The sequence below is a fragment of the Clostridium drakei genome, from assembly GCF_000633595.2.
Lineage (GTDB): Bacteria > Bacillota > Clostridia > Clostridiales > Clostridiaceae > Clostridium_AM > Clostridium_AM drakei.
In genome coordinates this window covers 22,250-35,464 of sequence record NZ_JIBU02000045.1, presented here as the reverse complement: position 1 = coordinate 35,464, position 13,215 = coordinate 22,250, and the positions used below count along the sequence as shown (strand labels likewise).

Genomic DNA, 13,215 nt, shown 5'->3' with positions numbered 1-13,215 from the left:
CTATAGCAATGTAATTCTATGTGTATATTTGAAGTTACTAGTTTAGATTTTAACTTTTATGTAGTGATATATGGTAAAAGTTAAAATCTAAACTTCTACTGCACCTTACATCGCATAATTTTTATTCTATACAGCTAAATATTTTGCTTTAACCTTCAGCCTTCATTTCTCTTTCCACAATTCCTTCTAATATCTCTGCTGCTGTATCAACCATAATGATACATCTAATTTCATCATTCCTATACTTTTCTTTCAATATTGCACATTCACTAGTACCTAGTTTTTCCTCAAATTTTTCAAAAAATTCTTGTGATAATTCTTTTATTTTTTCACTCTCGTGAGCTCTCACTTTGGTAAATAATATTCCAAGTACAGCTAAAGAACCACTTATAACCCCACATGTACTTTCAATACCCATACCGCCTCCAAAAGCAGCCATAGTCTTCAATGTTTTTTTATCAAGTTGCATATTATATTCTTCATTTGCACCATATATCATAGTTTCTGCACAATTTAAATTATACTCTTCATCATAGTACTTTCTAACTGTATCCTTTAACATTTTCACCACTCCTTTTAATCTTTTCTTAAATTATAACTTAATATTTAATTTTTTTAAATAACTATTATTATATATGTTCTAGATTTATATAACATAAAACATAACTTAATATCTTGTTTTTTCTTTCTGTGCAATATAGAAATCTTCTATACCAGCATTTTTCATATCATCATTATTTTTCTTCCATATTTTAGAAAGTGATTCATTGTATATTGTAGGATTACACGGATATTTAGAACATTGGAAACAAAAATCCACTTTTTGTTTTTTGTGGCATTTATTTATACTGCATTGGCAAATAGGCTTATCACTAAAGCGACATCCTGGACAACTTCCTTTTGAAAAATGATTTAAAATTGCTAAAAATTCTTCATAATGATTAAAAATAGGCATAAAAGATTTTATTTTTTTAGCCATATTTTCAAAGTTTGCCAAATTCTCATTGAGTTCTTTACTTAATAATACTACTTTACTATTTTCATAACTTACACATCTTGAGCAATCATTTCCGCACGGAGCTAAATCCCTTACTGCTTGTTCATAATTATTCATTACAATTCCTCCTCTTATTCCATAAAATATTTCTTTTCACTTATATAGATGCATGAAAAATGAGGAAGTCACGTTTTATATGAAATTTTATTTAATTTTTACTAAGATACATTTTACTTATAATATTAATAACTTTTTCATACCACTCTTTTGGAGGCTTTTTATCTGGCATATTTTTATATAAGAAATTTATCTTTCCACGTACTTCAGAATTAAAAATATAATTTGATTTAGTATAATCTAATTTTGTTATTAATCTATGAGAATTCTTTTGCAAATTATCCCGCGTTTTAGAAAATTCAATCCAAGCTTTGCAGCTGCAAGGGTTGTTTACATCCAAAATATTACAATGACTACTAAAAAATGAATCTAAGTTCATATGAGCACGGTAAAGAAGCCCCTTAGTGGCACTTTTTGATATGCCAATTACTTCTGAAACTTCTTCTAAAGATAACCCAAACATATCAATTAATGAAAATGCTATTCGTTGATGCAGGGTGAGACGTCTTACCATAGCAAGAAAACAACCATTTTGTAGATCCTTGATAGCTTCTTCTACAATTACTTCATCTTCAGGTCTAGGAAGATCATTCACAAATAAGCGTTCTTCTTTTTCAAGAATATCCATATCCTCATAAAGCAATTCACTATATCCACTATTTTTTCTTTGTTTCATAAGAAAATTATTAAAACATATTTTTCTAAGCCACGCTCTAATTGCATTAGAATTTTCTAAAGTTTTAATTTTTAACCATGCATTAACAAATGTTTCTTGTGCTAAATCTTCTGCAACATTCGGATCACAACTTAATTTTAGTGCGTAATTAAAAACATAAGTTCCATACGTATTTATAAGTATTTCAATGCTCATTTATTCACTTCATTTCTATATTTTTTATTAATTATATCATGCATAATGTATTTTTTGTGTTTTATTAATAACATCTTTATTTATAAATAACATTCTCTTATTTTTTAAGTTTCCCAATACTCTAAAATTTATATTTGAAAAGAGTGTAAAAAAATAGTAGAAATGAGTTCATTCACTCAATTTCTACTATTTAAATCATATATACTTGATTGTATATTTATTTACTTAAATACTCATGTATAGCATTAGCAGCTTTCTTTCCAGCTCCCATAGCAAGTATTACTGTTGCAGCACCTGTTACGGCATCTCCACCAGCATATACTCCTTTTCTTGAAGTTAAACCAGTTTCCTCTTCTGCTACTATGCACTTTCTCTTATTAATCTCCAAACCCTTAGTAGTTGAAGATATTAATGGATTTGGTGATGTTCCAAGAGACATTATCATAGTGTCTATTTCCATTTCAAACTCTGAACCTGGAATTTCTACAGGTCTTCTTCTGCCTGATGCATCTGGCTCTCCAAGTTCCATTCTCACACATTTCATTCCCTTAACCCAGCCCTTTTCATCTCCTATTACTTCTACTGGATTCGTAAGAAGATCAAAGATTATACCTTCTTCTTTTGCATGATGTACTTCTTCTGCTCTAGCTGGAAGTTCTGATTCTGATCTTCTGTAAACTATGTGTACTTCTGCTCCTAATCTTAAAGCTGTCCTTGCAGCATCCATGGCAACATTTCCTCCACCTACTACAGCAACCTTTTTACCTGCTCTTATAGGTGTATCATATTCTTTTTTAAATGCTTTCATTAAATTATTTCTTGTTAAAAATTCATTTGCTGAGAATACTCCATTTAAATTTTCACCTGGTATCCCCATAAACTTTGGTAATCCTGCACCTGATCCTATAAACACAGCATCAAAGCCTTCTTCATTTACAAGTTCATCTATAGTTACAGTTTTTCCTATAATTACATTAGTCTCTATCTTAACACCTAATTTTTTTACATTTTCTACTTCATGTTTAACTACAGTTTCCTTTGGAAGTCTGAATTCTGGTATTCCGTAAACTAAAACTCCACCTGCTTCATGTAAAGCTTCAAATATAGTCACATCATAGCCTAGTTTAGCTAAATCTCCTGCACAAGTAAGTCCTGAAGGGCCACTACCTATCACTGCAATCGTTTTGCCATTGCTAGGTTCTTTTTCTGATAGATCCACATTATTTTCTCTTGAATAATCTGCTACAAATCTTTCAAGTTTACCTATAGCTACTGCTTCACCTTTTATTCCAAGTACACATTTACCTTCACATTGACTTTCTTGTGGACATACTCTTCCACAAACTGCTGGAAGAGCACTTGATTTAGCTATAACCTTAGCAGCTGCTTCGAACTCTCTATTTTTAACACATTCTATAAATTCTGGTATATTTATAGATACTGGACATTCAGATACGCACATAGGCTTTTTACAATGCAAACATCTTGAAGCTTCTTTTACAGCTTCCTCTTCATTATATCCTAAACAAACCTCTTCAAAATTGTGAGCTCTAGCCTTTGGATCTTGCTCTCTTACTGGTACTTTTTTCATTTTTTCATTATCCATTATTTATCACCATCCAATCCTACATGACATATATGTCCTTCTTTTCTTTCTTGCTCTTCCATTGATGCCTTTCCTTCTTCTGTCTTATATAATGTCTGTCTTCTCATGGCTTCTTCAAAATCAACTAGATGTCCATCAAATTCTGGTCCATCTACACAGGCAAATTTAGTTTCTCCTCCAACAGTAACTCTACAAGCTCCACACATACCTGTACCATCTACCATTATTGGGTTCAAACTTACTATAGTTTTAATACCAAAGCCTTTCGTAACCTTACATATAAACTTCATCATGATCATAGGCCCTATTGCCACTACATGATCATATTTTTTCCCCTTTTTTTCAATAAGCTCTGTTAATAAATCAGTAACAAATCCTTTATATCCATAAGTTCCATTATCCGTTGCTATATATAAATTCCCTGATACCGATTTCATTTCTTCTTCTAACAGCAAGTATTCCTTTGACTTACATCCAACTATTACATCTGCATCAATTCCATGTTCATGAAGCCATTTAACTTGAGGATATACTGGTGCAGCTCCTACTCCTCCAGCTACAAATATTATATTTTTCTTTTTTAATTCTTCTATGCTTTCATTTACTAAATCCGTAGGTTGTCCTAAAGGTCCTACAAAATCTTTAAATGTTTGTCCAATTTCATAATCAGCCATTTTTTGTGTTGATCCACCAAGTGTCTGGAACACTATAGTTACAGTTCCCTTCTGAGCATCATAGTCACAAATGGTAAGAGGTATTCTTTCACCTTTTTCATCCATTTTAACTATTACAAATTGTCCTGGTTTACATGACTTTGCAACTCTTGGTGCTTCTATGTCCATTAGAAATATACTAGGAGCTAATTTCCTTTTGTCAACAATTTTATACATTTTATTCCCCCCATTGGTAAATATTTTTTAATTATACGAATTTATACATATTATTATATCACATTCATTGTAGAAATTGCATAACTAAATAACAAATAATGCATACTATATTGACCTATCTCTTATACATTTTTTTAGTTTTATTTTAAAATATAAATACATACATTAAATCCTTTAACTAGTCATACATAATATTTATTATATAAAATTTAAATATTTAAGTTTTATAACGACTATATGCGACATAAATCAACTATAACTTTGTTAATAATTAAACTTAAAAAAAGATAATAATTGAAATAAAAATTTCAATTATTATCTTTTTTTAAGCTACAGCCATCACTTATTCATTATCAACATCACCATCATTTAAAAGGCAAGTTAATGTCAACAAGCTATCACTCAAATGTACATTTTCTACTTTCACATCATCTGGTATAACTAAATCTACAGGTGCAAAATTCCATATTCCTTTAACACCATTCTTTACTAAAGTATCACATACCTTTTGAGCACTATTAGCTGGTACACATATTATTCCAATTTCTGTAGGATTCTCTTTCAAATAACTTGGTAAATAATCTATATCTCTTATTTCTATATCACGTATTCTTATACCAATTAATTTAGGATTTATATCAAATATAGCATCTAAGTTAAAACCAGTTTTTTCAAACCTAGTATAATTTGATATAGCCTGACCTATGTTTCCTGCTCCTACTACTACAGTTTTGTATGGTTTAGTAAGTCCAAGTATATTACCTATTTGGCTATGCAGTTCTGTTACATTATATCCATATCCTTGTTGACCAAAATCTCCGAAACAATTTAAATCCTGCCTTATTTGAGAGGCAGTAAACCCTATCTTTTCACTTAACTCCTTTGATGATATTCTATCTACATCATTCTTCATTAACTGTCCTAAATACCTGTAGTACTTGGGCAATCTTTTTATTACAGCCATTGATATATTTTTTTTCTTATCCATATAGCACCTCTTATTATATATATTTTCTAGTATATTTGTTTCTATATTGCATTTAAAAATTTATAATACAAAATGAAAACAATTTTTCATGAATATTTTGTTATACAATTAACATACTAATTCTTTTTTCTATACTACTTTTTATAGTATTATTTAAGTATGCACTATGTCAATAGTTTATTTTTCTAAATTTATGATTTTTTATACTTTTTATCATTTTATTAGTTATTTAATAAACCATTAATTATATGATAATTTGTGAAATTAGACTACAAAAAATTCATTTAACATAGTAAAATATTAATGATTAAGGAAGGTGAGATTATGGTTGTTTTAAGTTGTAAAGATATTCATAAAAGTTATGGAATAGATGTTATACTTGAAAATGTAACTTTTAATATAAATGAAAGTGAGAAAGTCGGACTTATAGGTCCAAATGGTGCTGGAAAATCCACACTTTTTAAAATTATAACAAATCAACTAGAACAAGATTCTGGAGAATTATTTATAGATAAAAATAAAACTATAGGCTATTTAGCTCAACATTTATCTTTAGATTCTAATAACACTATTCAAGAAGAAATGTTTACAGTTTTTAAAGATCTATTAGCTCTAGAAAACAAATTAAAAAAATTAGAAAATTTAATGAATGAACCTTATAATCCACAAAAAGAAGAATATCATAGTAAAATAATTAAAGATTATACTATGTGTTCTGAATTGTACACCAATAGAGGTGGATATACTTATAAGGGCGAAGTATCTAGAGTCTTAAAAGGACTAGGATTTTTAGAAAATGATTTTAATAAACCAATAAATATTTTAAGTGGTGGTCAAAAGACTAGAGTTGCTCTTTGTAAACTATTGTTAATTAATCCTGAAATTTTGCTTTTAGACGAACCTACAAACCATCTGGATTTAGATGCTATAGAATGGCTTGAGGAATACTTGAAAAGTTATAAAGGTACAGTAATAGTTATTTCTCATGACAGATATTTCTTAGATGCTATAACTTCAAAAACTATAGAACTTATAAATGGTCATATAAATTGTTACAATGGAAATTATACTACTTTTTTAGATTTAAAAGAAAAAAATTATGAGATACAATTAAAAGCATATAACTTACAACAAGCTGAAATTAAAAGACAAGAGGCTATAATAGAAAAATATAGATCCTTTAACAGGGAAAAAAGTATAAAAGCTGCTGAAAGCAGACAAAAATCATTAGATAAAATAGAAAGAGTAAAAGCACCAGATAAAGAAGAAATGCTCGGTCACGTTGAATTTGAAACTACCATAAAAAGTGGTAATGACGTTCTTCACATAGAAAATTTAAGCAAAAGCTTTGGCGAAAAATCTTTATTCAACAATCTTTACTTAGATATAAAAAAAGGTGAGAAAACAGCTCTTATAGGAGAAAATGGAAGAGGCAAAACTACATTATTTAAGATAATAATGAATACTATTAAATCTGATTCAGGTTTTTCAGTATTGGGTAAAAATGTTTTTATTGGTTATTACGATCAAGAACAATCTAATCTTGATGATGATAAGACCGTAATAGATGAAGTATGGGATGATTTCCCTGAATTAACCACAACCCAAGTTAGAAATTCATTAGCTGCTTTTCTTTTTACAGGAGATGATGTATTTAAAAAAGTAGGCTCTTTAAGTGGTGGCGAAAAATGTAGAATTAATTTATTAAAATTAATGCTTTCTAAATCCAACTTCTTATTATTAGACGAACCTACAAACCATTTAGACATAATGTCTCGTGAAGCTTTAGAAAAGGCTATACTAAGCTATGATGGTACTGTTCTTGTTATATCCCATGATAGATATTTCTTAAATAAAGTTATAAATAAAATATATGAGCTAGTGGAAGATGGCGCAAAAGAATATTTAGGTAATTATACCTACTATATTGAAAAGAAAAAAAATCCATTGAGATTTCAAGAGGAAGAAGATAATTTAGGAAAAACGAAAACTCAATTACAACATGAAAAAAAGAAAAAAAGAGAGCTTGAAAAAATACAAAAAGAAAAAAATTTAAAAATAAAAAATATTGAAATTGAAATTTCTACTATAGAAGATTTAATAAAACAGCTTCAACAAAAGCTTTGTCTGGAAGAAGTTTATTCAGACTTTGATAAAAGTGAATCTATAAACAAACAATTATTAGATTCTCAAAAGCAATTAGATAATTTATATGAAGAATGGGAAAACTTATCATAGTAAAAATGACGGATTTTTTATTCCGTCATTTTAATTTTTGTCCACAAAAAGGACAGAACGAAAAATCTTTCTTCGAACCTTCCAAATCTTGTCCACAATATGGACAAAAAGAAAACCCAACATTATTAGCTTTTTGTAAATTATTAGAGTCATCAGGTTTATTTAAAAATTTTTCTAAAATAGTTTTTAATTTTTCTTTTTCTACAGGAACGTGAATAACTTCATCAATATACTGTTTAGAATAATCTTCTAACCTTATTTCGTTAGCTGAAGACAGTATACATATTATATTCTTATTTATATCTTTTATGCTTTTTATAAGCTTTTCTCCAGTTATATTCTTCATAATTAAATTACATATAACTATATCTGGATTGAATTTTTTTATTTTAGCCAAAGCTCCATATTCATTTGTAAGATTGACCTCATAACCAAGGTCATTTAGCATATCTTTCATAATAATGCTTTGGAACTTGCAATCATTAATAAGAATTACCTTCTTCATGGTTTCACCACCATACAATAAATATATTTACTATGATTTTAACTTATAATTCCCTGTTTTTCAATGCATTTTATTCATATTTATTAAATTCATGTATAAAAAAACAATGACTTCCATGAATAATTAAGAAAGTCATCTAAAATTCTATATTTATTTTCTATATTTATGCACTTTTTCATCTATAGTAACGCCTTCACTTTTATAATCTATCTTTACTACAGACATAACTCTTTCAGCACCATTTTCTACACATATTTCTTGCGCTTTTTTCACTATTTCTAAAAGCTCATTCATTTCACCTTCCATAGTAGTCTCCATAGGACCAACTTCATACTTTACACCACAGGAATCTATATATTCTATAACTTTATCCACTACTCCATATAAATCCTTTTCCTTTACCACCGGAAGCACTTGTAGGCTAACATTAACACTTGACATATTATATATCCCCCTTAATAATTTAATATACCTTTATACTATACATTCTTCCATTTGATGTCAATAAGAAAGCCTCTTAAGTTAAAAACTCAAGAAGCTTTTATCAGGTTATTTTAGGTCAAAATCATATGCTACTTCCCCAAGTATTCCCTTATCAAGACCTTCTATTTCTATTTTTTCATTAACTCTTACAGGATCAACTAGATCTACAATCTTAAATATTATAAAAGTTATCACACAAGTATAACTAGCTACTATTGCAACCCCTATCAACTGTACATAAAATTGATGTGCATTGCCATATATTAAGCCATTAATTCCATTTACTGATTTACTTGCAAACACTCCTACAAGTATTGATCCAAGAATTCCACCTACTCCATGTACCCCCCAAACATCTAATGCATCATCTAAATCAAATTTTTCTCTTAATTGCACTGCTGCATAGCACACAATTGCTGAAAGCAATCCTACTATTACTGCCGACCATGGTTCTATATATCCGGCACAAGGAGTTACTGTTGCAAGACCAGCTACTGCACCAGTTAAGGCTCCAATCATGCTTGGTTTCTTTTCATGTGCCCAAGATATTAAAAGCCACATTATCATGGCTACCGATCCTGCTATATCTGTATTTGCAAATGCTATTGCTGCAACTCCATTAGCTGCTAAAGCACTTCCTCCATTAAATCCAAACCATCCAAACCATAATAGTCCTGTACCTAAAGCAACATAAGCTATATTATGAGGAGCTGTACTTTCCTCTGAAAGTATTTTTCTCTTTCCTACATACATAACGGAAACCAAAGCTGCTACACCTGCTGTTACATGAACAACAATTCCTCCAGCAAAATCTATTACACCTAATTTAGCAAGAAATCCTCCTCCCCATATCCAATGAGTTACTGGTACATATACAAATAAACTCCATAGAGCTAAGATTTTTAAATAACTTTTAAAATTAACTCTATCTGCAAAAGCTCCTGTAATAAGAGCAGGTGTTATTACTGCAAACATTTCTTGATAAACAAAAAATGCAAGAAAAGGTATAGTTGGACCATAGCTAGGATTAGGAGTCATTCCAACTCCATTTAATACAAAATACTTAAAATTTCCTATAATTCCTCCGATATCTCCTGAAAATGCTAAGCTAAAGCCTCCAAATACCCATATAAATGTAACTATGCCCATAGATATAAAATTTTGCATCATAATGGTTAAAACATTCTTCTTTCTTACTAGTCCTCCATAAAAAAATGCTAAACCTGGAGTCATTAAGCATACTAATGCTGCACTTATAAGTACTAATGCTGTATCTCCTGCGTTAATATTTGTCATTTTCTAAATTCCTCCTTAGGTAATATAGTTTAATTATTGATACCTAGCTATTTATAGCAAATTGTATGCCATTCTTTATGAAAATGTTTACTCTGTGTATTCATGCGACTTCCACTTACATTAAATTATTTTTTACATTTTATATTGCATATTAATACATTTTTATAAATAAAAAATGGGACATTTGTGTCACACAGTGACACAAATGTCCCATTTTGCTAATCTTCTATATTATACTTACTTATTTTTCTATGTAAAGATCTTCTACTTATACCTAGCATTTCAGATGCCTTAGTCTTATTTCCTTCACACTCTTCTAAAGCTTTAATTATAATATTCTTCTCAGCTACATCTACTACATCATTTAATTTTCCTTGATTAACACCATCACATTTATCTGATTCCCATATATATTTTGGAATATCGTTTACATCTATAACCTCTAAATTAGTTATCACTACACATCTCTCAATTACATTTTCTAATTCCCTTATATTTCCTGGCCAATTATACTTTATGAGTTGCATTAGTGCATCTTTTGAGATATTTTTCTTTCTTTTTTCAGACGAATAAGAACATTTTTTTAAAAAATATTCAACTAAAGAAGGTATATCTTCTTTTCTTTCTCTAAGTGGCGGCATCTTTATTGGTACTACATTCAATCTATAATATAAATCCTGTCTAAAAAGTCCTTCATTGACCATATCTTCTAAGTTTTTATTGGTAGCAGCTATAATTCTAACATCGGTTTTTATTGTTTTTATTCCACCCAATCTTTCAAATTCTTTTTCCTGCATTACCTTTAGCAATTTCACCTGCATAAGAGGTGTAATATCTCCTATCTCATCTAAAAATATAGTTCCTCCATTGGCTAACTCAAATCTTCCTGGCTTATTTACAACTGCTCCTGTAAATGCACCTTTTTCATACCCAAATAACTCACTTTCTAATAAAGTTTCTGGTATAGCTGCACAATTTACTTTTATGAAAGGTTCGTTTTTTCTACAACTTAGATTATGCAAAGCTTGTGCCGCTAACCCTTTACCTGTTCCAGTTTCTCCATATATCATTATAGTAGTTTTAGTATCCGCTATCTGCTTTATAAGGCGAAGAATTTCTTCCATACCTTTACTTTTACTTAAAAAATAATTATCTATAGGCTCTAATTGTTGTAATACTTTACTGCCTCCAGCTATATTCTTTATTGATTCAATTACATCCTTTAAATTAAAAGGTTTTGTTATATAATCTCTAGCACCCATTTTCAAAGCTTCTATTGCAGTGTTCATAGTAGCAAAAGCTGTAATTAATATTACCTCTATACTTGGATCCATTAGCTTTATTTCACTTAAAAGCTCTATACCACTCATTCCTGGCATCTTAATATCAGTGATTACAATATCTATATGATGATTATGTATTATATTTAAAGCTTCACTACCACAAGAAGCTATATATGTATTATATCCTTCTTTCACAAGAACCTTTTCCAATAATTTAGTAACATTTATTTCATCATCTGCAATTAAAATACTAACTTCTAACATAAAATCTCCTACCTTAATATACATCACATTGGAATTTTTATAGTAAACTTTGTACCTTTTTTTCCATTACTAGCAACTTCAATAAATCCATTATGATTTTCAACTATTCTTAAACAAATAGGAAGTCCTAATCCAACTCCTTTATCTTTAGTAGTAAAAAATGGTTGAAATATTTTATCATAATCTTCAGTTGATATTCCAACTCCAGTATCTTCTATATCCACAAAAATTATTTTTGACATTTTTATATACCCTGTATTTATAGTTAAACTTCCTCCATATGGCATAGATTGAACACCATTAATGGCTATATTAAGTATTACTTGGTATATTTGGTCTCTATCCATTAATATATTAGGTACTTTATTTAAATTAACATTTAACTTTATATTATTGCAACACGTATCATTACTTAATATTTTTTTGACATCTTCTACTATATCATTTATACTTTCTGATTTTAAACTTAACTCCTTAGGTCTAGCAAAACTTAAAAACCTATCTACAATTCTATTTAATCTATCAACTTCATTAATTATTATGGATATATCCTCTTGAAGTTTATTATCTTCTGATAATTCTAATTGAATATATTGAGCATATCCACTTATAGATGTTAATGGATTTCTTATTTCATGTGCCATACCTGCAGACATAGTTGCTAAAGCTTCTAAACTTTTGGCTCGCATCACACTTATCTCTAATTCATTAGAGATCTTTATAACTCTTTGTTCCATAGATTCTAAGTTTAAATTCATTATTTTAAATGGTTTTGTTATCTTTTCAGAAGCTATAAGTGCTACAATAAATATTATAAATATAGAAATTATAATTACAACCAAAGTAAAATTTCTTAAGTTGTAGCTAACTTCAAAAGCATCCTTTTCAGGCTGTTCTATCACAAGATACCAAGTATTTTTTTGAGTTTCATATTTTTTTATTGGATAAAAAGTATATACAAATTTACGTCCATCATATTCATTATAGTATACCTTTCCTTGTTCTGCATTTAAATTTATGTGAGGATTGTTTTTCCTATTATATAATATATAGCTTCCATTATTTGAAACAAGATAAGCGCTCCCAGATTTATCCAGACCAACATTTTTCACTATATCCGTTATGGAATCAAGTTCTACTTTTTCTACTATCTTACCAGTTACTGAACCTGTATCATCTTTTATAGGTGCTATAAAATAAATAAAATATGCTTTTTCTTGTGGGATATAAGTAAAATCCGATACAAAAAATTCATTATTCCTAGCATTATCTATCCATTTTTTATAGTTATAATCTCCTTTTAAATTACCTGAAATAGTTTTTATATTTCCATAATTATCTGTAGTTAAAATATATTCGTATGTTTTGTATGCATTTCTAACACTTTTTATATACCCCAACTTAATGTTTTCATCTATGTCATTTCTATTCAATATGGATGAATTACACATTACTTCTATATCACCATATCTTTCAAAGAAAAATCTTTCTATTTTATTTGCTGTTTCCTTAGAAAGGGTTTTAAATTCTTTTTGTTTAGCATCTATTACAATTTTTTTATTACTTTCAAAAAATAACAAGCCTACTGATACAAATAAAATAACTGAGAGTAAAGCAAAAAATATGGTTAATTTTATTTTCATAGATAATCTTTCAAACTTCATATAATCACCAATT

The 13,215-nt window shown here is 28.8% G+C and carries 12 protein-coding genes; 1 reads left to right on the top strand and 11 read right to left on the bottom strand.

What is annotated here, in order from left to right; translation table 11 throughout:
• Positions 1–148: 148 nt before the first annotated feature.
• The 6 genes from EG57_RS0219590 to EG57_RS0219565 form a co-directional block, all read right to left on the bottom strand.
• On the bottom strand, positions 149–562 hold the full coding sequence (locus EG57_RS0219590) for a C-GCAxxG-C-C family (seleno)protein (RefSeq protein ID WP_032078825.1): 414 nt from the start codon (positions 560–562) through the stop codon (positions 149–151).
• A 105-nt stretch (positions 563–667) separates the two neighbouring features.
• Complete coding sequence (locus tag EG57_RS0219585) at positions 668–1,114, bottom strand: DUF3795 domain-containing protein (protein WP_032078824.1); 447 nt, start codon at positions 1,112–1,114, stop codon at positions 668–670.
• 91 nt (positions 1,115–1,205) lie between these two features.
• Complete coding sequence (locus tag EG57_RS0219580) at positions 1,206–1,985, bottom strand: RNA polymerase sigma factor (RefSeq protein WP_032078823.1); 780 nt, start codon at positions 1,983–1,985, stop codon at positions 1,206–1,208.
• A 217-nt stretch (positions 1,986–2,202) separates the two neighbouring features.
• Positions 2,203–3,591 (bottom strand): NADPH-dependent glutamate synthase, encoded by a 1,389-nt coding sequence (gene gltA, locus EG57_RS0219575; protein WP_032078822.1) that lies wholly within the window; start codon positions 3,589–3,591, stop codon positions 2,203–2,205.
• Positions 3,591–4,481 (bottom strand): sulfide/dihydroorotate dehydrogenase-like FAD/NAD-binding protein, encoded by an 891-nt coding sequence (locus EG57_RS0219570; protein WP_032078821.1) that lies wholly within the window; start codon positions 4,479–4,481, stop codon positions 3,591–3,593. Before EG57_RS0219570 ends, gltA begins: the two co-directional genes overlap by 1 nt.
• Positions 4,482–4,824: 343 nt before the next feature.
• Positions 4,825–5,469 carry a redox-sensing transcriptional repressor Rex gene (locus EG57_RS0219565; protein ID WP_032078820.1) on the bottom strand — a complete coding sequence of 215 codons (645 nt, stop codon included), beginning with the start codon at positions 5,467–5,469 and terminating at the stop codon, positions 4,825–4,827.
• A 324-nt stretch (positions 5,470–5,793) separates the two neighbouring features.
• Here EG57_RS0219565 and EG57_RS0219560 point away from each other — a divergent pair, with 324 nt between their 5' ends.
• On the top strand, positions 5,794–7,707 hold the full coding sequence (locus tag EG57_RS0219560; protein WP_032078819.1) for an ABC-F family ATP-binding cassette domain-containing protein: 1,914 nt from the start codon (positions 5,794–5,796) through the stop codon (positions 7,705–7,707).
• A 25-nt stretch (positions 7,708–7,732) separates the two neighbouring features.
• On the opposite strand, the gene EG57_RS0219555 is transcribed toward EG57_RS0219560, so the two are convergent.
• From EG57_RS0219555 to EG57_RS25565, 5 genes are all read right to left on the bottom strand, one after another.
• Positions 7,733–8,212 (bottom strand): response regulator, encoded by a 480-nt coding sequence (locus EG57_RS0219555; protein ID WP_032078818.1) that lies wholly within the window; start codon positions 8,210–8,212, stop codon positions 7,733–7,735.
• A gap of 150 nt (positions 8,213–8,362) precedes the next feature.
• Positions 8,363–8,653, bottom strand: coding sequence for a thiamine-binding protein (locus EG57_RS0219550; RefSeq protein ID WP_029162927.1), 291 nt, complete (start codon positions 8,651–8,653; stop codon positions 8,363–8,365).
• A gap of 108 nt (positions 8,654–8,761) precedes the next feature.
• Complete coding sequence (locus EG57_RS0219545; protein WP_032078817.1) at positions 8,762–9,991, bottom strand: ammonium transporter; 1,230 nt, start codon at positions 9,989–9,991, stop codon at positions 8,762–8,764.
• Positions 9,992–10,209: 218 nt separating this feature from the next.
• On the bottom strand, positions 10,210–11,538 hold the full coding sequence (locus EG57_RS0219540; protein ID WP_032078816.1) for a sigma-54-dependent transcriptional regulator: 1,329 nt from the start codon (positions 11,536–11,538) through the stop codon (positions 10,210–10,212).
• 23 nt (positions 11,539–11,561) lie between these two features.
• A complete protein-coding gene (locus EG57_RS25565) occupies positions 11,562–13,202 on the bottom strand; it encodes a sensor histidine kinase (protein WP_052038011.1) in 1,641 nt (546 codons plus the stop codon).
• Positions 13,203–13,215 lie beyond the last annotated feature (13 nt).